The organism is Streptomyces sp. D2-8, assembly GCF_023184515.1.
GTDB lineage: Bacteria > Actinomycetota > Actinomycetes > Streptomycetales > Streptomycetaceae > Streptomyces.
This window is the reverse complement of sequence record NZ_JAAHBP010000026.1, coordinates 144,085-162,531: the sequence shown is the minus strand read 5'-3', so window position 1 is coordinate 162,531 and position 18,447 is coordinate 144,085. Positions and strand designations below refer to the sequence as shown.

20 protein-coding genes are annotated in these 18,447 nt (G+C 70.3%); 15 read left to right on the top strand and 5 right to left on the bottom strand.

Translation table 11 applies throughout. The features are described from left to right. Positions 1 to 142 precede the first annotated feature (142 nt). Positions 143 to 1,441 (bottom strand): MFS transporter, encoded by a 1,299-nt coding sequence (locus tag G3I77_RS35385; protein ID WP_248510494.1) that lies wholly within the window; start codon positions 1,439 to 1,441, stop codon positions 143 to 145. A 182-nt stretch (positions 1,442 to 1,623) separates the two neighbouring features. Between G3I77_RS35385 and G3I77_RS35380 the strand changes: the two genes are divergently transcribed. From G3I77_RS35380 to G3I77_RS35350, 8 genes are all read left to right on the top strand, one after another. Then, positions 1,624 to 2,385: a phosphoglyceromutase gene (locus G3I77_RS35380; protein WP_248510493.1), complete on the top strand. Its 762-nt coding sequence runs from the start codon at positions 1,624 to 1,626 to the stop codon at positions 2,383 to 2,385. Between the two features lie 519 nt (positions 2,386 to 2,904). Further along, positions 2,905 to 3,342 (top strand): GntR family transcriptional regulator, encoded by a 438-nt coding sequence (locus G3I77_RS35375; RefSeq protein ID WP_248510491.1) that lies wholly within the window; start codon positions 2,905 to 2,907, stop codon positions 3,340 to 3,342. Between the two features lie 4 nt (positions 3,343 to 3,346). Continuing rightward, positions 3,347 to 4,279 (top strand): ABC transporter ATP-binding protein, encoded by a 933-nt coding sequence (locus G3I77_RS35370; RefSeq protein ID WP_248510510.1) that lies wholly within the window; start codon positions 3,347 to 3,349, stop codon positions 4,277 to 4,279. After that, complete coding sequence (locus G3I77_RS35365; protein ID WP_248510487.1) at positions 4,276 to 5,373, top strand: ABC transporter permease subunit; 1,098 nt, start codon at positions 4,276 to 4,278, stop codon at positions 5,371 to 5,373. The genes G3I77_RS35370 and G3I77_RS35365 overlap by 4 nt, the downstream gene beginning before the upstream one ends. Positions 5,374 to 5,956: 583 nt before the next feature. Further along, a complete protein-coding gene (locus G3I77_RS40750) occupies positions 5,957 to 6,091 on the top strand; it encodes a hypothetical protein (RefSeq protein ID WP_282574338.1) in 135 nt (44 codons plus the stop codon). A gap of 370 nt (positions 6,092 to 6,461) precedes the next feature. Then, positions 6,462 to 7,004 (top strand): DinB family protein, encoded by a 543-nt coding sequence (locus G3I77_RS35360; protein ID WP_248510486.1) that lies wholly within the window; start codon positions 6,462 to 6,464, stop codon positions 7,002 to 7,004. A 124-nt stretch (positions 7,005 to 7,128) separates the two neighbouring features. Further along, entirely contained in the window at positions 7,129 to 7,536 is a 408-nt protein-coding gene (locus G3I77_RS35355) for a YciI family protein (protein ID WP_248510485.1), read from the top strand. 8 nt (positions 7,537 to 7,544) lie between these two features. Then, the gene (locus tag G3I77_RS35350; RefSeq protein ID WP_248510508.1) at positions 7,545 to 8,690 is read left to right on the top strand and encodes an RNA polymerase sigma factor; all 1,146 of its coding nucleotides are present in this window, start codon (positions 7,545 to 7,547) and stop codon (positions 8,688 to 8,690) included. 18 nt (positions 8,691 to 8,708) lie between these two features. On the opposite strand, the gene G3I77_RS35345 is transcribed toward G3I77_RS35350, so the two are convergent. The 3 genes from G3I77_RS35345 to phoU form a co-directional block, all read right to left on the bottom strand. Then, on the bottom strand, positions 8,709 to 8,960 hold the full coding sequence (locus G3I77_RS35345) for an SCO4226 family nickel-binding protein (RefSeq protein ID WP_248510484.1): 252 nt from the start codon (positions 8,958 to 8,960) through the stop codon (positions 8,709 to 8,711). Between the two features lie 250 nt (positions 8,961 to 9,210). Continuing rightward, positions 9,211 to 9,366, bottom strand: a complete 156-nt coding sequence (locus G3I77_RS35340; protein ID WP_167345925.1) for a hypothetical protein — start codon at positions 9,364 to 9,366, stop codon at positions 9,211 to 9,213. 146 nt (positions 9,367 to 9,512) lie between these two features. Further along, a complete protein-coding gene (phoU, locus tag G3I77_RS35335; protein ID WP_248510483.1) occupies positions 9,513 to 10,214 on the bottom strand; it encodes a phosphate signaling complex protein PhoU in 702 nt (233 codons plus the stop codon). A gap of 245 nt (positions 10,215 to 10,459) precedes the next feature. On the opposite strand from phoU, the gene G3I77_RS35330 reads away from it, so the two are divergent. Together G3I77_RS35330 and G3I77_RS35325 are read left to right on the top strand one after the other, a co-directional pair. Then, positions 10,460 to 11,803, top strand: a complete 1,344-nt coding sequence (locus G3I77_RS35330; RefSeq protein ID WP_248510482.1) for a cell wall metabolism sensor histidine kinase WalK — start codon at positions 10,460 to 10,462, stop codon at positions 11,801 to 11,803. Then, positions 11,800 to 12,480, top strand: coding sequence for a response regulator transcription factor (locus tag G3I77_RS35325; protein WP_030243122.1), 681 nt, complete (start codon positions 11,800 to 11,802; stop codon positions 12,478 to 12,480). The genes G3I77_RS35330 and G3I77_RS35325 overlap by 4 nt, the downstream gene beginning before the upstream one ends. Before the next feature lie 75 nt (positions 12,481 to 12,555). Here the strand turns inward: G3I77_RS35325 and G3I77_RS35320 are convergent, their stop codons facing one another. Then, on the bottom strand, positions 12,556 to 13,245 hold the full coding sequence (locus G3I77_RS35320) for a copper chaperone PCu(A)C (protein ID WP_248510473.1): 690 nt from the start codon (positions 13,243 to 13,245) through the stop codon (positions 12,556 to 12,558). A gap of 582 nt (positions 13,246 to 13,827) precedes the next feature. On the opposite strand from G3I77_RS35320, the gene G3I77_RS35315 reads away from it, so the two are divergent. From G3I77_RS35315 to rlmB, 5 genes are all read left to right on the top strand, one after another. Further along, positions 13,828 to 14,310 (top strand): CarD family transcriptional regulator, encoded by a 483-nt coding sequence (locus G3I77_RS35315; protein ID WP_003953493.1) that lies wholly within the window; start codon positions 13,828 to 13,830, stop codon positions 14,308 to 14,310. Between the two features lie 295 nt (positions 14,311 to 14,605). Beyond that, positions 14,606 to 15,370 carry a 2-C-methyl-D-erythritol 4-phosphate cytidylyltransferase gene (gene ispD / locus G3I77_RS35310; protein WP_248510471.1) on the top strand — a complete coding sequence of 255 codons (765 nt, stop codon included), beginning with the start codon at positions 14,606 to 14,608 and terminating at the stop codon, positions 15,368 to 15,370. Beyond that, positions 15,360 to 15,881, top strand: coding sequence for a 2-C-methyl-D-erythritol 2,4-cyclodiphosphate synthase (gene ispF / locus G3I77_RS35305; RefSeq protein ID WP_248510469.1), 522 nt, complete (start codon positions 15,360 to 15,362; stop codon positions 15,879 to 15,881). Before ispD ends, ispF begins: the two co-directional genes overlap by 11 nt. A 99-nt stretch (positions 15,882 to 15,980) precedes the next feature. Then, on the top strand, positions 15,981 to 17,375 hold the full coding sequence (gene cysS / locus G3I77_RS35300) for a cysteine--tRNA ligase (protein ID WP_248510467.1): 1,395 nt from the start codon (positions 15,981 to 15,983) through the stop codon (positions 17,373 to 17,375). A 117-nt stretch (positions 17,376 to 17,492) separates the two neighbouring features. Further along, positions 17,493 to 18,434: a 23S rRNA (guanosine(2251)-2'-O)-methyltransferase RlmB gene (rlmB, locus tag G3I77_RS35295; protein WP_248510465.1), complete on the top strand. Its 942-nt coding sequence runs from the start codon at positions 17,493 to 17,495 to the stop codon at positions 18,432 to 18,434. Positions 18,435 to 18,447: the final 13 nt, after the last annotated feature.

The following is an 18,447-nucleotide window of genomic DNA, read 5'->3' as shown; positions in this document are numbered from 1 at the left end:
GTCTCCGACGGCACCTCCCGGGCCCGGTGACACCACCCCCCAGGTCATCCGTTCGACAGGGGGCAACAGTCATGGCGGGCCCGGAGGCCAGCGGTCCCGTTGCGGAACCGCGGAAAACATAACGGGGCCGGGCCGCGCGTGGTCACAGAGACCCGCTCCTTCGCGTCTCCCCGCTCTGCCCGGCCGACAGCACCCGGCCCCCGTCCGCCTTCTCCGCCTTCTCGTTCTCCCCCTCCTCCGACACCCGTCGCATCAACACGGCGTACCCCACCCCGGCCACCGTCCCCACCACCGCGCACAACCCCCACAGCCACTGCGCCCCGAACCGGTCGATGACGAACCCGGACAGCAGCGGAGCGACGAGGGCGGCCACGGACCAGGACATCGTGTACATGCCCTGGTAGCGCCCGCGCCCGTGCACCGGGGACAGCCGTACGACAAGGCTCGTCTGGGTCGGCGCGTTGACGATCTCCGCCAGCGTCCACACGCACACCGTGAGCGCGATGACCCCCCAAGACCCCGCGAAGGCGGTGAGCGCGAAGCCGTACCCCGCGAGGACGGACGAGACGATCAGCAGCCGGCGGGGATCGCGGTGTTCGATGAAGCGGGTGACCGGGATCTGGAGGACGACGATCAGTACGCCGTTGACGGCGATCGCCATGCCGTACTCGGCCGGAGTGAAACCGGCCTCGCCCATCGCCACCGGCAGCCCCACCGCCCCCTGCTGGAAGATCAGCGCGACGAGGAACGACAGCCCGACGACGCTCATGAACCGCCCGTCGCGCAGCACGGTGCGCAGGCTCACGGAGTCGTCCCGCGAGGCCGCCTTCACCGCCGTCTCGGCCGGCCTGGACTCCGGCAGCCGCAGGAAGACGAGGATCGCGCAGACCATCGTCATGGCCGCCTCGATCAGGAACCCGGCGCGGTAGCTGACCTCGGCGATGAACCCGGCGGCCGTGGAGGAGACGGCGAAGCCGAGGTTGATGGCCCAGTAGTTGAGGGAGAAGGCGCGGATACGGTCCTCGGGCCGGACGATGTCGGCCATCATCGCCTGCACGGCGGGCCGCGAGGCGTTGCTCGCCATGCCGACGAGGAAGGCGACGCCGCCGATCGCCACCGGGTCGCGCACGAAGCCCAGCAGCGCCACGGACACGGCGGTCGAGGACTGCGCGATCAGCAGGGTCGGCCGTCGGCCCAGCCGGTCGGTCATCACCCCGCCGCCCAGCGAGGAGACGACCCCGCCGAGCCCGTGCAGGGCGACGACCAGACCGGCGTACGTGGCGGAGTAGCCGCGGTCGAGGGTCAGGTACAGCGCCATGAACGTGGCGACGAAGGCGCCGAGCCGGTTGACCAGCGTGCTGGTCCACAGCCACCAGAACTCGCGGGGGAGACCGGAGACCGTCTCCCGGACGGCACGTCGGGCACGCAGGGCGTACGGCATGGATCCCCCGGAGGCAAAAAGTGACAGCGGCGCTCGTAGCCAGCGCATGTAAGCAGCGCCGGAAGTAAGCGCAAATTACAAGCCGCCGGTTGCCAGGGGCCACTCGATTAACAGATCCGGTCAAACGTCCGCCTGCCGGGCAGCCACGCGAACGGGCGAAAGCGTGGATTACGCTCTGAGGCATGGCCGACGCACCGTACAAGCTGATCCTCCTCCGCCACGGCGAGAGCGAGTGGAACGCGAAGAACCTGTTCACCGGCTGGGTGGACGTCAACCTCAACGAGAAGGGCGAGAAGGAGGCAGTCCGCGGTGGCGAGCTCCTGAAGGACGCCGATCTTCTCCCCGACGTGGTCCACACGTCCCTCCAGAAGCGCGCGATCCGCACGGCCCAGCTGGCGCTGGAGGCCGCGGACCGCCACTGGATCCCGGTCCACCGCTCGTGGCGCCTGAACGAGCGCCACTACGGCGCCCTGCAGGGCAAGGACAAGGCGCAGACGCTCGCCGAGTTCGGCGAGGAGCAGTTCATGCTGTGGCGCCGGTCCTACGACACCCCACCGCCGCCGCTGGACGACGACGCCGAGTACTCCCAGTTCTCCGACCCGCGCTACGCGACCCTCCCGCCGGAGCTGCGCCCGCGCACGGAGTGCCTGAAGGACGTCGTCGTCCGCATGCTCCCGTACTGGTTCGACGCGATCGTCCCCGACCTGCTGACCGGTCGCACGGTCCTGGTCGCGGCGCACGGCAATTCGCTCCGCGCCCTGGTCAAGCACCTCGACGGCATCTCCGACGCGGACATCGCGGGCCTCAACATCCCCACGGGCATCCCGCTCTCCTACGAGCTCGACGCCGACTTCAAGCCCCTGAACCCGGGCGGCACGTACTTGGACCCCGAGGCGGCTAAGGCGGCCATCGAGGCCGTCAAGAACCAGGGCAAGAAGAAGTAACACGCCTCCAGCAAGCCCCCGACCTGCGAGTTCCTCGCGGGGCGGGGGCTTCTTGGTGGGGCTGGGCCGTCTGTGGGCCGCCAGAGGCCGCGTGCAGCCGGCGTAGGCAGCGGCCAACGCGCGGTCCTGCCGTACGAGAGCGGGGCGTCGTCGCCGTGCTCCGCCGGCCGGCGGTCGACCCGGGCGAAGAAGTCGTCCTCAAAAAGGTGCCGCCGGCGAACTGCTGGGGGTCAGCGCAGCCGGTCCTTGGCCTTGCAGTACGCCCCGGCGAAGGGCAGGAACCAGGCGGTGCCGCCGTAGAACGGGACCGGAACCTTGGAATCCGAAGCCACGCATGGGTCGATCCTCACCCCGGCCATCTGCGGGCTGACGCGCCACTCGCCTCTTCCTCGCCTCGTCCTTCCCCCCTTGCTCTCCCCTGGTCTGTTTCCGGACCGTTCCCGAACCCCGTTGACAACGGCCACCACTCCCTTCCATCATCATTCCACTAATCACATAGTGGAATGATGATGGAAGGGAGTGGTGGCCGTGGAGTACCGCATCGACAGGCGGAGCGGGGTCCCCGCCTTCCAGCAGATCGTGCAGCAGACCAAGCAGGCCCTGCGGCTGGGCGTACTGGTGCCGGGCGACCGGCTGCCCACCGCCAAGGAGGTCTCCGAGACGAGCGCGGTCAACCCGAACACCACCCTCAAGGCGTACCGCGAGCTGGAGCGCGAGGGCCTGGTGGAACCGCGGCCGGGCCAGGGCACCTTCGTACGCCGCACGCTGGGCCGCCCCGAGACGGGCACCGACTCGCCGCTGTACGGGGAGTTGGTGGCGTGGATGGCGAAGGCGGCCGGGGCCGGTCTGGAGCAGGAGGACGTGGCCGCGCTGGTCGCGTCGGCGCTGGAGAAGCAGTACGCCACCGGGACCACGGCGGTCGCGGGGGTCAGGACAACGAGGAGCACAGGTGAGTGACGTCATGTACGCGGGGGATCCGGCGCTCGAGGCGCACGGACTGGGGATGCGCTACCGGCGGGGCTGGGCGCTGCGGGACTGCACCTTCCGGCTTCCGGCGGGCAGGATCTGCGGGTTGGTCGGCCCCAATGGGGCGGGCAAGACCACGTTGCTGAACATCGCGGCCCATGTCCTGAAGCCGACGCAGGGCTCGCTCAGTCTGTTCGGCGAGGCGCCGGGCTCGGTGGAGTCCGGTCGGCGTACGGCCTTCCTCGCGCAGGAGAAGCCGTTGTTCCGTCGCTTCACCGTGGCGGAGACCCTGCGGCTGGGGCGGGAGCTGAACCCCGGCTGGGACCAGCGCGCCGCCGAGGACATCGTCCGTGCGGGCAACGTGCCCTTCGACGCGAAGATCGGCACCCTCTCCGGCGGCCAGCGCACCCGCGTCGCCGTCGCCCTGGCCTTCGGCAAGCGCCCCGACCTGCTGCTGCTCGACGAGCCGATGGCGGACCTCGATCCGGTCGTGCGCCACGAACTCATGGGCACCCTCCTGGCCGAGGCCGGCGAGCGCGGCACCACCGTGGTGATGTCGACCCACGTTCTCGCCGAGTTGGAGAACGTGAGCGACTTCCTCGTCGTCGTCTCCGGCGGCGGAGTGCGCGTCGCCGGTGACGTGGACGAGCTGCTGGCCATGCACACCGTGGTCACCGGGGCCAGGGAGGGTGAGGGCCTGCCCGACTTCCTCGGGTACCACACCCTCGTCGAGGCCCGGACCAGCGGACGGCAGTTCACCGCGCTCATCCGCCCGGAGGGCCCGGTCACCGGCCCCTGGGAGGCGGCCGCCCCGAGCATGGAGGAACTCCTGCTCGCCTATCTCCGCTCACCCGACGCGCCACCGCTGATCACTCCCACTGCCCAGGTCCAGGGCCAGGCGTTCGGCACCGGGACGGTGGCGGCATGAGCACCTTCACCAACCCCTCGACCGACGGCAGGAACGGGACGGCGAATCGGACGATGAACGGGACGATGAACGCAACGAAGAACGGACCCAGGCACGGGGCCGGGAACGCGAGCACCACGGAGGCCACCCGGCGCCCCCGCCTGAGCGGTATGACCTGGCTGGTCTGGCGCCAGCACCGGGCCGCGTTCTGGACCATGATCGCCGCCACCGTGCTCTGCGCGGCCTGGATGATCTACCAGCGCGCCCAGATGATGGACTTCCTCAACGCCTACGGCTTTCCCGCCAAGAACCTCGACGGCGCGGAGAAGGAGTTCGAGCCCTACATCGGCGCGTTCACTTCCGTCACCACGGGTCTCACGGCGATACCCATCATGCTCGGTGTCCTCCTCGGCGCCCCGCTGCTCGCAGGCGACCTGGAGAACGGCACGGCCAAGCTGATCGCCGCCCAGTCCGTGAGCCGCAACCGCTGGCTCGCCACGAAGCTGGCGCTGACCGGGCTGGCGGTGACGGTGACCACGGTCACGCTGTCGGCGGTGTTCGCCTGGTGGTGGAACCCCATCAAGCTCCATTACACGGACATCGACTGGACCACCAGGGAGTTCTTCAACACAACGGGCCCGGCGCCCGTCGCCCTCTCCCTCCTCTCCGTGTTCGGCGGGGTGCTGATCGGTGTGATCCTGCGCCGCACGCTGGCGGCCATGGTCGTGACCCTCGGATTCACCGTCGCCCTCCAGGCCGTCTGGGGCTACTTCAAGCTGTCGCTCGGCGACATCGTCACAGCCACCAGCAAGCCGGTCAGTCCCGGCACTACGATCACCTTCCCCCCGATGCCCCGCACCGCGCACTGGCTCGACACCTCGTATGTCAGCGGCAGCGGCAAACTGTTCGACCCCCTGACCACGTGTACGCCAACGCTGAGGGAGTATTCGACTACGTCGTGCATGAAGAAAGCGGACATCGTCGGCGCGTCGATCGACTACATCCCCATATCGCAGATGAGCAGTATGCAGTGGTTCGGGGCGTCGATTCTGTTCGCCCTGACGGCCGGCGTCGTGGCGTTCCTCTTCTTTTGGGGTCGTAAGCGGCTCGTCTGAGGAGCCGTTCGCGCCACCGCGATCACCGAAGGCGGTGAGCAGGTGAGGCTTCGGCCCTCCCCCTGCTCACCGCCGCCGACGCGACTACCTTCTCAGCCACGCCAAGGACGACTGGAGCAACGTCGCACCGGCCGTGGCCGTACCCCTGGACGACGTCATAGCGCGACTCCGGGAAGGCTGACGGTCTTCGCCTCACCGAGGGCGTTCCGGTACGTGCTCCGCGCGCCAGTTCGTGATCAGCGCGCGCAGCGTGAGCCGCGCCGGCGCGGCAATCGGCAGCAGAGGAAGTTCCCAGTCCCGGATGGGGCGTGCCCGTTCGTAGCCGGTGACGAAGGCGCAGGCATCCCGCATCTCCTGGGGTCCTGCGCGCAGAGCGTTACCGTTCTCGAGAACCCGCTGCTGCAATCCAGGACCGCGGCGTCGGCGGCCACAGGGATCGAGCTGCCGGCAAAGGTGCTGAAGTACTCCAGCCGTAGTTCGTGACTCGACGAGCACCAGGTCCGCCGCTATGCCTCCTGGTCCCGCTGGGTCACCCTCGCCATGCTCGCGCACGCCTTCCTCGCCGTCGTACGGTTCGGCATGGTTGCCTTGGACCGTCCCGCCCACCGCTGATCTCGCCAAGGTGCAGAAGCTGCTCAGCCATGGCATGGCCAGGGAGTGGTGGGACATGGAAGAGGGGTGCATCACCGCGCAGTGGCGGGTTATCTCCGCCGGCTGAGGCCGTTCATGTGATCCACGGCTGGACCGTGAAGATCAGCAGGGCCCCGCACCCTGTGCCGGGTTCACGCGCTCAAGCTTGGTCCGGCCGGATCAATGACGTAGTGGAGCAGTTCGACAAGCGCCGCGCCGCCCGAGGAAACCGGCTGACGGGTCGTAATTCGGTGGCGGGTCCGCTCCGCCCGGTCCACCATGCCCGCATGGTCTCAGGCGAGCACACCGGCGAGCACACCGGTGAACAAGCGGCGAACGAGCCGTCAGCGATATCAGCGGCATCAGAGAGTCCAGCGGCATCAGAGAGCTCAGCGACAGAAGAGAGCTCAGCGACGTCGGGCACGGCCCGGTGGACGCAGTCGACCATCTACCCCGACATGTGGGTCGACCCCGACGACGACCCCCGCGAGACCGACGCCCAACCGGCCGACGAACGCGGCATTCTCCTCGACTACCTGCGCAACTACCGCCTCACCCTGGAGATGAAGTGCGCGGGCCTGGACGCCGAGCAGATGGCCCGGCGGTCCGTCCCGCCGTCCACGATGTCCCTGCTCGGGCTGGTGCGGCACCTGACCGAGGACGAACGGCACCTCCGCCGGGTGATGGCCGGTGAGGACGCGCCGAAGCTGTACCGCACGGAGGAGGACCGGGACGGCGACTTCAATGGTGCCGTCGCCGACCAGGCGGTCGTGGACGCGGCCTGGCGGCAGTGGCGTGCCGAGACCGAGCGCACCGACCGCTACCTGGCCGGCGTCACCGACCTCGCCACCCGTAACGCCGGCTACTCCGACTACGGCCCCGAACCCGGCGGACAACTCCAGCTCCGCGACCTCCTGGTCGCGCAGATCGCGGAGTACGCACGGCACTGCGGCCACGCCGACCTCCTGCGCGAACGGATCGACGGCCGCGTCGGGCAGTGAGCACCGGCCCATGGAAGATTCGGTGGCAAAAAAAGTCGGCGGCGATGTCGAGAATCCGCGCCCTGCTCCGTCCCCGGGGTGAAGGCGGCCAAGATGGGCCGCACCAGCACCGAGGAGAGTCACCATGGCCAAGTACCTGCTGCTGAAGCACTACCGCGGCGCCCCGACGCCCGTCAACGACGTGCCCATGGACCAGTGGACGCCCGAGGAGATCTCGGCGCACGTGCAGTACATGAACGACTTCGCGGCCCGGCTGGAGAAGACCGGCGAGTTCGTCGACGGTCAGGCGCTGGCCCCCGAAGGGGCATGGGTCCGGTACGACGGTGAGGGGCGGCCGCCGGTCACCGACGGGCCGTTCGCCGAGACCAAGGACCTCATCGCCGGCTGGATGATCATCGACGTCGACGGCTACGAGCGTGCCGTCGAGCTGGCCGGGGAGCTGTCGGCCGCCCCCGGGGCGGGCGGGAAGCCGATCCACGAGTGGCTGGAGGTGCGCCCCTTCCTGGCCGCCCATCCCACCGTCACGGAGTGACCTCACCGATGGACGAGGCCCTGATCAGAAGCCTCACGCCCAGCGTGCTCACGATCCTCGTCCGCCGCGGAGCCGACTTCGCGGCGGCCGAGGACGCCGTGCAGGACGCGCTCGTCGAGGCGTTCCGCGTCTGGCCGGCCGATCCGCCCGGAGACGCGAAGGGCTGGCTGGTCACCGTGGCCTGGCGCAAGTTCCTCGACCAGGCACGGGCGGACACCGCCCGCCGCCGGCGTGAGGACCGCGTCGACGAGGAGCCGGCGCCCGGGCCCGCGCCCGACGTGGACGACACGCTCCAGCTCTACTTCCTGTGCGCCCACCCCTCGCTGACACCGTCGTCGGCGGTCGCGCTCACGCTGCGCGCCGTCGGCGGGCTCACCACCCGGCAGATCGCCCAGGCCTACCTCGTGCCCGAGGCGACCATGGCGCAGCGCATCAGCCGGGCCAAGCGCACCGTCTCCGACGTGCGATTCGACCAGCCCGGCGACGTCGCCACCGTGCTGCGCGTGCTCTACCTGGTCTTCAACGAGGGCTACTCCGGCGACGTCGACCTCGCCGCCGAGGCCATCCGGCTCACCCGGCAGCTCGCGGCCGCGATCGACCACCCCGAGGTGGCGGGGCTGCTCGCGCTCATGCTGCTCCACCACGCCCGGCGCGCCGGCCGGACCGCGCCCGACGGCAGCCTGGTGGCGCTCGCCGAGCAGGACCGCGGCCGCTGGGACACCGGGTTGATCGCCGAGGGGGTCGGGATCCTGCAGGCGGCCCTCGCCCGTGACCGGCTGGGCGAGTTCCAGGCCCAGGCCGCCGTCGCGGCGCTCCACGCCGACGCGCCCACCGCCGAGGAGACCGACTGGGTGCAGATCGTCGAGTGGTACGACGAACTGATCCGCCTGACCGACAGCCCGGTCGTCCGGCTCAACCGCGCGGTGGCCGTGGGGGAGGCCGACGGACCGCGCGCCGGACTCGCGGCGCTCGCGGCACTGGACGACTCACTGCCCCGCCACGCCGCGGTGGCGGCCTACCTCCACGAACGCGACGGCGACCCGGAGACGGCGGCCCGCCTGTACACCGAGGCGGCCCGCAAGGCTCCCAACCTCGCCGAACGCGACTACCTGACCCGGCAGGCGGCCCGTCTCAACGCCGGCCGGCGCCGCTGACGGGCCGCGTGCGGCAGGTCACTGCACCGTCAACGGCACAGGGTGCACCTCGTCCGCCTTGTGCCCGGCGCGCTCGTGAATGCGCTGGACCGCTTCGGCCGAGGGGGCCTCGGAGAGGCAGTAGACGTGGCCGGACTCCGGGTCCGCCCAGGCCATCTCGAAGTGGACCTGCTCGTCCCCCTCTATTGCGAGGTCCGCGTTGTGGGCCTCGCGCAGCTGTTCTTCCGTGATGCCCTTCATGCCGCGGTGGACATCCATGAACTTGGCCATGACCGCGCCTCCTTCCCGGCACGGAGCCTGCCCGCGCCGCCTTGCCTCCCTCTCATGCTCCGCCTGTACGGCCACCCGGGCGACCCCAGGCCCCGAGAACCCGCACACCCCAAGAACTCCCAGGCCCCAAGAAGCTCAGACCTCAGACCCTCAGGCCCCCAGCCCTCAGACCTACGCCGACCCCAACGGCGTAGGGCCCCGGCGACACCGCCGAGGCCCCACAGGTCGTACGAACGACGATGCGCCGGCGTCAGCCGCACTGGCAGGGGCTGCCCGACTGGCACCCGCAGCCGCACCCCGAGCCGCAGCCGCACGCGGCGATCAGGGGCAGGCTCCTGATCTCGGCGGGCTGCTCGGTCTCACGCTGCCGGGCGGGGTCGGGCGTCGTGCTGGGGGATTCGGCCATGGGTCCCTCCTCGAGGCTGGTGCCTGTGCCCATTGGATGCCCCTTCCGCTGGGCGCATCAACGGCGCATTGAGGCGCTCGCGCGCCCCGGCCGATCCCCGGCCGCCCCCGGTCCGTTCCCGGCGCCCGCCCCCCCCAAGCGGCCCGTCAGGCGCTCTCGGTCCCCGAAACCGCCTGGATCTCCGGCTGCGTGTCCGCCTGGAGCTCGTCCGCGTGCTCACCCGTCACCAGGTACACCACGCGCTTGGCCACCGACACCGCGTGGTCGGCGAACCGCTCGTAGTAGCGGCCGAGCAGCGTGACGTCCACGGCCGTCTCGATGCCGTGCTTCCAGCGGTCGTCCATCAGGTGCTGGAAGAGGGTGCGGTGCAGCAGGTCCATCTCGTCGTCGTCCTGCTCCAGCTGGAGCGCCAGGTCGACGTCCTTGGTGATGATCACCTCAGCGGCCTTCGCCATCAGGCGCTGCGCGAGCTGGCCCATCTCCAGGATGGTGGCGTGCAGGTCGCTCGGGACCGCGCGGTCCGGGTAGCGCAGGCGCGCGAGCTTCGCCACGTGCTGGGCGAGGTCGCCCGAGCGCTCCAGGTCGGCAGACATCCGCAGCGACGTGACGACGATGCGCAGGTCCGTCGCCACCGGCTGCTGCCGCGCCAGCAGGGCTATGGCCCTCGCCTCCAGTTCGTGCTGGAGCTCGTCGACCCGCTGGTCGGCCTCGATCACGTTCTCGGCCAGCTTCAGGTCGGAGTCGAGCATGGCGGTCGTGGCGCGCCCGATCGCCGACCCGACCAGCCGGGCCATCTCCACCAGACCGTCGCCGATCGAGTCCAGTTCCTCGTGGTACGCGTCCCGCATCAGGCTTCCCTCTCGTGCGTCTCAGTCGGGGGTCCAAGGGCCGGGGCCCACCGGACAACCGGCGGTACGACCGTCGCACAACCAACGGTCCGAACCCCACGCTCCCACGTTCCGACCTGTACGCGTCCGTTTCCGTCATCCCAAATGAACCAATACTGGCTCCAAGGTGAACTCTGGGCGACGAGTGTTCGAGCTCGCAGCCCGACAGCTGTGGAGGGTGCCCGAGCCATGCCTAACCTGGGTGCATGGACGTGAACGCGGCGGTCGCCGCAGCGGCTGCGATCACCGGGGTGCTCACCGGTGTCATCGCCATGCTCGCGTTCCGCTGGAGTGAGCGCGAGCAGAAGCGCCCCACCCGTAGCTCCCTGCACACGGACGCGGTGCTTCCGCCGGGCGTGGACACGGTCCTGTCGGTCCTCAGGTCGTCAGCCGTCGTCCTCGACGAGGCGGACGCCGTGGTCAAGGCCAGCTCGGCGGCGTACGCCCTCGGCCTGGTCCGCGGCGGCAAGCTCGCCGTCGAGCCGATGCTGCAGATGGCCCGGGACACCCGGCGGGACGGAGAGATACGCCAGGTCGAGCTGGACCTGCCACGCCGTGGCACCGGACGCGGAGAGGCCCTGGCCGTCTCCGCGCGGGTCGCGCCGCTCGGCTCCCGCCTGGTGCTGCTGCTCGTGGAGGACCTGACCGAGGCCCGCCGCATCGAGGCGGTCCGGCGCGACTTCGTCGCCAACGTGAGCCATGAGCTGAAGACGCCCGTGGGTGCCCTCTCGCTGCTCTCCGAGGCCGTGATGGACGCCTCCGACGACCCCGAGGCCGTCGAGCGGTTCGCCGGGCGCATGCAGATCGAGGCCACCCGGCTCACCAGCCTGGTGCAGGAGCTCATCGACCTCTCGCGGGTGCAGAACGACGACCCGCTGGAGGACGCCGAGCCGGTCCGCGTCGACGAGCTCGTCGCCGAGGCCATCGACCGCTGCCGGCACCAGGCCGGGGCCAAACAGATCACCATGGCCTCGAATGTCTGGGCGCCCGAAGGGCCCGATCAGGGTGGTGGCGGGCGACGGGAGGGCGGCACCACCGACCTGCGCGTATGGGGAAACCGCGGCCAGCTCGCCGCCGCACTCGGCAACCTCGTCGAGAACGCGGTCAACTACTCGCCCGCCCGCACCCGCGTCGGCATAGCGGCCCGCAGCGTCAACGCGCCCGGCGGGGACCACATCGAGATCGCCGTCACCGACCAGGGCATCGGCATCTCCGACAAGGACAAGGAGCGCATCTTCGAGCGCTTCTACCGCGTCGACCCGGCCCGCTCCCGTGCCACCGGTGGTACGGGACTGGGTCTGGCGATCGTGAAGCACGTGGCCGCCTCGCACGGCGGGGAGGTCTCGGTGTGGAGCGCCGAGAACCAGGGCTCCACCTTCACCCTGCGGCTGCCGGAGGCCGGTGCGGCCCGAGAACGCGCACATCAGCAGCCCGCCCGAGAGATACGCGCAGGAGGCGCGGGCCTCGACGAGGAGGCCGGGCGGTCCACCCCCACATCCCCCGAATCAACCGCGTACGAAACGCTTCCCGCCCCGGAGGTCCTTCCGTGACCCGAGTGCTCGTCGTCGAGGACGAGGAGTCCTTCTCCGACGCCCTGTCGTACATGCTCCGCAAGGAGGGCTTCGAGGTCGCCGTCGCGACCACCGGGCCCGACGGACTCGACGAGTTCGAGCGCAACGGCGCCGACCTCGTCCTCCTCGACCTGATGCTGCCCGGCCTGCCGGGCACCGAGGTGTGCCGCCAGCTGCGCGGCCGCTCCAACGTCCCCGTCATCATGGTGACCGCCAAGGACAGTGAGATCGACAAGGTGGTCGGGCTGGAGATAGGAGCCGACGACTATGTCACCAAGCCGTTCTCCTCGCGCGAGCTGGTCGCGCGTATCCGTGCCGTACTGCGCCGCCGCGGCGAGCCCGAGGAGGTCACCCCGGCGGCCCTGGAGGCCGGTCCGGTCCGCATGGACGTCGACCGGCACGTGGTCACCGTCGGCGGCACCAAGATCGACCTGCCGCTCAAGGAATTCGACCTGCTGGAGATGCTGCTGCGCAACGCCGGCCGCGTCCTGACCCGCATGCAGCTCATCGACCGCGTCTGGGGCGCCGACTACGTCGGTGACACCAAGACCCTCGACGTCCACGTCAAGCGCCTGCGCGCCAAGATCGAGCCGGACCCGGGCGCCCCGCGCTACCTGGTGACGGTCCGCGGCCTCGGCTACAAGTTCGAGCCGTAAACCGGCCGCGCACGACGACGGAAACAAGGGCGGGACCTCTCGGAGGAGAGGTCCCGCCCTTGTTTCCGCGACTGCTCAGTGCCCGGCGCTCGCCGAGGCCGCGTCGGTCGGTGTGCCGGAGGCCCCGTGGCCACCCGGCGTCTCACCGCCCGCGGGGCTCTCCGGCGCGCCCGACTCACCCTCTGCGGGAGAACCGGACGGCGACCCCGACGGCGAACCGGAAGGCGACGACGAGGCACCCTGCGCGGCCGGGACCTCGGACGGGCCCCACTCGGCGAAGTAGTGCTCGGCGGGGACGACGAACGCGCGCAGGCTCACGGCACCCGTCTTGCTGAAGGTGAAGGTGACCTTCTGGGCGTTGCCGTCCTGCACGGCCTCACGGCTGCTCGGCAGCATCGCCGTGGCGTTGTTCTTGCCGCCCAGGATCAGCGAGCCGCCGGCCGGGATGCTGAGGCTGCCGCCCTTGGCGGGCTTGAGCTCGGCGGTCTTGCCGGTGCCGGGGAGGGTGATGGACTCCAGCGTCTCGGCGCTCTTGCCCGAGTTGAAGAAGGTCGCGGAGATCGCGGCCGGGCCGGTCGACTCGAGGTCGGGCTGTGTGATCACGATCGCGTTCTGGACCTTGATGTCGCCGACGCTCGTGGCCGCGTTGTCCGGCTTGATCTCCAGGGTCTGAGCGCTGTTGCCGGCGCCGCACGCGGCGAGCGAGGCGATCGAGAACGCGGTGACGGCGGCGGCGAGGGCACCGCGTCGAAGGCTGCTGCTCACGGCGGCGGCAACTCCTTGAACTCGAGCGGAGCGGCCGGAAAAGCCGCCCTAAGTGTCTGTCAGCGGGCCTTAGGTTACCGAGCCGTCCCTGTCCGGCCGCACCCGACCCCCCGGCACCGCCGATCCCACCTGAGTCACACATGACCTCGGGCCACATTGGCGTGGTGCTCGTCCGGCATTCACATAAGAGCCCCGGGCGGTACCGCAAATTTTCCGTGAAGGAATGCACGGACCGCCTCGGAATTGATCATCGGAGGCTCGTCATGGCACCTCGTGATCAATTCCGGATTCGACCGGAACCCGGCTCGGCCCTCCGAACGGAGTAGCGGAAGTCGATCACACGGAACCGGACATATGGGGATGTTCGGCCGTCTGGAGGGTGCTCCGGATGCGTGTAACGTACGCGTTTCGCTCACCCCGGAGAGCCGCTCCCACCTGCGAATACCTTCTTCCACTCCCTGTCCGAAGCACGTTCCTGTCGGAGTTGTCAAGCCCCGAGATATGCCCTGACCTGCGAAAACGCCATTCAGAACCCGCAGTTTCCGTGTTACCCTGGATAGCCACGGAAGGGGTACCTGTCACATGACGTTCAAGGTTGGCGACACCGTGGTCTATCCCCATCACGGGGCCGCGCTGATCGAGGCTATCGAAACTCGCCAGATCAAAGGCGTGGACAAGACCTACTTGGTGCTGAAGGTCGCCCAGGGCGACCTGACGGTACGTGTGCCAGCGGACAATGCGGAGTTCGTCGGCGTGCGTGATGTGGTCGGTCAGGACGGGCTGGACCGGGTCTTCGAGGTGCTGCGCGCGCCGTACGCCGAGGAGCCCACGAACTGGTCCCGTCGATACAAGGCAAACCTGGAGAAGCTCGCCTCGGGCGATGTCATCAAGGTCGCGGAAGTCGTGCGTGACCTGTGGCGTCGTGAGCGTGAGCGCGGACTCTCCGCTGGTGAGAAGCGCATGCTCGCCAAGGCCCGCCAGATTCTGGTGAGCGAGCTCGCCCTCGCGGAGAACACCAACGAGGACAAGGCCGAGGCTCTGCTCGACGAGGTTCTCGCCTCCTGAGGCGAAACCCGTCGCTCAGCGCAACTGCTGCTTATCAAGCGCGCGCCTGCACATCGAAATGCCGCGGTGCCCGATGACGAATTTCCTGTCGCCGGGCGCTGCGGCATGTTCGTACTCCGACGCCGATGCGCCGTCACCCCGGGATGTGTTATCACTCACGCCCCGGTGTCTGGCGTGCCGGGCCCGGGCAGCCGGCTCGACCAGCGTCACGGAAGGGTCCGGTCGAGCGCGTCGCGCCCGGCACTCCTCCAGGCCATACCCACGCCAGGCCAGCACACAAACCTGACAGGAACCGATGTCTGACGATTCGCGTCCCTCGCCGTCCGCCGGCCCCTCCGCGGCCCGTACGGCGGCCGTGATCCCGGCCGCCGGCCGTGGTGTCCGGCTCGGCCCGGGAGCCCCCAAGGCGCTCCGCGCGCTGGGCGGCACCCCCATGCTGATCCACGCGGTCCGCGCGATGGCCGCCTCCCGCGCCGTCTCCCTGGTCGTCGTCGTGGCCCCGCCCGAAGGTGCCGCCGAGGTCAAGTCGCTGCTCGACGCGCACGCGCTGCCCGAGCGGACGGACTTCCTCGTCGTCCCGGGCGGGCAGACCCGCCAGGAGTCCGTGAAGCTCGGCCTGGACGCCCTGCCGGCCGGCCACGACATCGTGCTGGTCCACGACGCGGCCCGGCCGCTGGTGCCGGTGGACACGGTCGACGCCGTGATCGAGGCCGTACGGGACGGCGCAGCGGCCGTGGTCCCGGCGCTGCCGCTCGCCGACACCGTCAAGCAGGTCGAGCCGGCCGAGATCCCCGGCGAGCCGGAGCCGGTCGTCGCCACTCCGGAGCGTGCCCTGCTGCGGGCGGTGCAGACCCCGCAGGGCTTCGACCGGGCCACGCTGGTCCGGGCGCACGAGACGGTGACCGGCGAGGTCACCGACGACGCCGGCATGGTCGAGCAACTCGGCCTCACGGTCGTGGCCGTCCCCGGTCACGAGGAGGCGTTCAAGGTCACCCGTCCCCTGGACCTGGTCCTCGCGGAGGCGGTCCTGGCCCGCAGGAGGCTCAACGATGGCTTCTGAGGCATCTGATGTCCGGCTGCCGCCGGGTGGGATCCCGCTTCCCCAGGTCGGCATCGGCACCGACATCCACGCCTTCGAGGAAGGGCGCGAGCTGTGGTGCGCCGGCCTGAAGTGGGAGGGTGAGGGCCCGGGCCTGGCCGGCCACTCCGACGCGGACGTCGTCGCCCACGCCGCCTGCAACGCCCTCTTCTCCGCCGCCGGCCTCGGCGACCTCGGGCAGCACTTCGGTACAGGCCGTCCCGAGTGGTCGGGCGCCTCCGGAGTCATCCTGCTGACGGAGGCCTCGCGCATCGTGCGCGAGGCCGGCTTCCGGATCGGCAACATCGCCGTACAGGTGGTGGGCCCCCGCCCGAAGATCGGCAAGCGCAGGGACGAGGCGCAAAAGCTGCTGTCCGAGGCGGCCGGAGCCCCGGTGTCGGTGTCGGGCGCGACGACGGACGGGCTCGGCTTCCCCGGCCGGGAGGAAGGGCTGATGGCGGTGGCCACGGCGCTGGTCGTGCGCGCCGGCTGAAGGCAAGGCTTCGGGGCGTTCCCGTTGCCAATGTCACGAATGTGTGCGCCCCGAGGTGAAGGTCCTGAGGCACCCCCCGGGGCCCACTACCCTGGAGTGGTGACTATTCGCCTGTACGACACCAGCGCCCGGCAGATCCGTGACTTCTCCCCGCTCCAGCCGGGTTGCGTCTCGATCTACCTGTGTGGTGCCACCGTGCAGGCCGCCCCGCACATCGGGCACATCCGGTCCGGGCTGAACTTCGACATCATGCGCCGCTGGTTCGAGTACCGCGGCTACGACGTCACGTTCGTGCGGAACGTGACGGACATCGACGACAAGATCATCGCCAAGTCGGCCGACCAGAACCGCCCCTGGTGGGCCATCGGCTACGAGAACGAGCGCGCGTTCAACGACGGCTACCACGCCCTCGGTTGCCTGCCCCCGACGTACGAGCCCCGGGCCACCGGCCACATCACCGAGATGGTCGAGATGATGCGCGGCCTCATCGAGCGCGGGCACGCCTACGTCGCGGACGGCAGCGTCTACTTCGACGTCCGCTCCTTCCCCGAGTATCTGGCGCTGTCCAACCAGGACATCGACGACCTGCGCCAGCCCGACGAGGGCGTCTCGGGCAAGCGCGACCCGCGTGACTTCGCCATGTGGAAGGCCACCAAGCCCGGCGAGCCCGACTGGGAGACGCCCTGGGGTCGCGGCCGTCCCGGCTGGCACCTGGAGTGCTCGGCGATGGCGCACAAGTACCTCGGGACCGCCTTCGACATCCACGGCGGCGGCCTCGACCTGGTCTTCCCGCACCACGAGAACGAGATCGCCCAGGCCAAGGCCTACGGCGACGAGTTCGCCCGGTACTGGGTGCACAACGCCTGGGTCACCATGAGCGGCGAGAAGATGTCCAAGTCGCTCGGCAACTCGGTCCTGGTCAGCGAGATGGTCAAGCGCTGGCGTCCCATCGTGCTGCGCTACTACCTCGGCACCCCGCACTACCGCTCGATGATCGAGTACAGCGAGGAGGCGCTGCGCGAGGCCGAGTCGGCGTTCGCGCGGATCGAGGGCTTCGTGCAGCGCGTGGTGGAGAAGGCCGGCGTCGTCGAGCCCGCCGCCGAGGTGCCGCTCGCCTTCGCCGAGGCGATGGACGACGACCTGGGCGTGCCGCAGGCGCTCGCCGTGGTGCACACCACCGTCCGGCAGGGCAACAGCGCGCTGGCCGCCGACGACAAGGAAGCCGCCGTGGCCCGGCTCGCCGAGGTCCGTGCGATGCTCGGCGTGCTCGGCCTCGACCCGCTGGACCCCCGGTGGGCCGGGGAGAGCGACCGCGGTGACGACCTGCACGGCGTGGTCGACACGCTGGTCCGCATGGTCCTCGACCAGCGCGAGGCCGCCCGGGCCCGCAAGGACTGGCCCACCGCGGACGCCATCCGCGACCAGCTGGGGCAGTCCGGCCTGGTCATCGAGGACAGCCCGCAGGGACCGCGCTGGAGCCTCGGCCCGCGCTGAGAGAAGCCCCACGGGCTGATCGATTGTGCCGCCCGGGCCTCCGGGCGGCACACTGCATAGACGTAACAGACGTACACAGACGTACGTACGAATCACTTCACGGAGACGGGTAGCTCAATGGCCGCGAACAACCGCCGCATGTCCGGCAAGAAGGGCGCGCAGGTCGGCAGTGGCGGCCAGCGACGCAGGGGCCTCGAGGGCAAGGGCCCGACGCCGCCCGCCGAGATGCGCAAGGGGCACAAGAAGAACCGCGTCGCCAACGCCAAGGCGAAGCAGGCCGTGCGCCGGCCCACCGTGCGCGGCCGGGGCGGCAAGGGCACGTCCGAGCTGGTCGTCGGACGCAACCCGGTCCTGGAGGCGCTGCGCGAGGGCGTCCCGGCCTCCACCCTCTACGTCCAGCAGTTCATCGACAACGACGAGCGGGTGCGCGAGGCCCTCCAGGTCGCCGCCGAGCGCGGCGGCATCAACCTCATGGAGGCCCCGCGTCCCGAGCTGGACCGGATGACCAACGGTCTCAACCACCAGGGCCTGGTCCTCCAGGTCCCGCCGTACGAGTACGCCCACCCCGAGGACCTGGCGTCCGCCGCCTACGACGACGGTGAGGACCCGCTGATCGTCGCCCTCGACGGCGTCACCGACCCGCGCAACCTCGGTGCGGTCGTCCGCTCCGTCTCGGCCTTCGGCGGCCACGGCGTCGTCGTGCCCGAGCGCCGTGCGGCCGGTATGACGGCCGGTGCCTGGAAGACGTCCGCCGGTACGGCGGCCCGCACCCCGGTCGCCCGTGCCACCAACCTCACCCGGGCGCTCGAGGCCTACAAGAAGGCCGGCATCGTGGTCGTCGGCCTGGCCGCCGACGGCGATGCCGAGATCGGCGAGCTGGAGGCGCTGAGCGGCCCCGTCGCCATCGTCGTCGGCAGCGAGGGCAAGGGGCTGTCCCGGCTGGTCGGGGAGACCTGCGACTACCGGGTGCGGATCCCGATGCCGGGCGGCGCCGAGTCGCTCAACGCCGGTGTGGCGGCAGGGATCGTGCTGTACGAGGCGGCCCGCCGACGCCGCTGAACAGGCGTCCGGA

Bases quoted from the DNA above. Each gene is read 5' to 3' on its own strand.
- G3I77_RS35385 (WP_248510494.1), bottom strand. From the start codon at position 1,441: ATGCCGTACGCCCTGCGTGCCCGACGTGCCGTCCGGGAGACGGTCTCC.
- G3I77_RS35380 (WP_248510493.1), top strand. From the start codon at position 1,624: ATGGCCGACGCACCGTACAAGCTGATCCTCCTCCGCCACGGCGAGAGC.
- G3I77_RS35370 (WP_248510510.1), top strand. From the start codon at position 3,347: ATGTACGCGGGGGATCCGGCGCTCGAGGCGCACGGACTGGGGATGCGC.
- G3I77_RS35365 (WP_248510487.1), top strand. From the start codon at position 4,276: ATGAGCACCTTCACCAACCCCTCGACCGACGGCAGGAACGGGACGGCG.
- G3I77_RS35360 (WP_248510486.1), top strand. From the start codon at position 6,462: ATGTGGGTCGACCCCGACGACGACCCCCGCGAGACCGACGCCCAACCG.
- G3I77_RS35355 (WP_248510485.1), top strand. From the start codon at position 7,129: ATGGCCAAGTACCTGCTGCTGAAGCACTACCGCGGCGCCCCGACGCCC.
- G3I77_RS35350 (WP_248510508.1), top strand. From the start codon at position 7,545: ATGGACGAGGCCCTGATCAGAAGCCTCACGCCCAGCGTGCTCACGATC.
- G3I77_RS35345 (WP_248510484.1), bottom strand. From the start codon at position 8,960: ATGGCCAAGTTCATGGATGTCCACCGCGGCATGAAGGGCATCACGGAA.
- G3I77_RS35340 (WP_167345925.1), bottom strand. From the start codon at position 9,366: ATGGCCGAATCCCCCAGCACGACGCCCGACCCCGCCCGGCAGCGTGAG.
- phoU (WP_248510483.1), bottom strand. From the start codon at position 10,214: ATGCGGGACGCGTACCACGAGGAACTGGACTCGATCGGCGACGGTCTG.
- G3I77_RS35330 (WP_248510482.1), top strand. From the start codon at position 10,460: ATGGACGTGAACGCGGCGGTCGCCGCAGCGGCTGCGATCACCGGGGTG.
- G3I77_RS35315 (WP_003953493.1), top strand. From the start codon at position 13,828: ATGACGTTCAAGGTTGGCGACACCGTGGTCTATCCCCATCACGGGGCC.
- ispD (WP_248510471.1), top strand. From the start codon at position 14,606: ATGTCTGACGATTCGCGTCCCTCGCCGTCCGCCGGCCCCTCCGCGGCC.
- ispF (WP_248510469.1), top strand. From the start codon at position 15,360: ATGGCTTCTGAGGCATCTGATGTCCGGCTGCCGCCGGGTGGGATCCCG.
- rlmB (WP_248510465.1), top strand. From the start codon at position 17,493: ATGGCCGCGAACAACCGCCGCATGTCCGGCAAGAAGGGCGCGCAGGTC.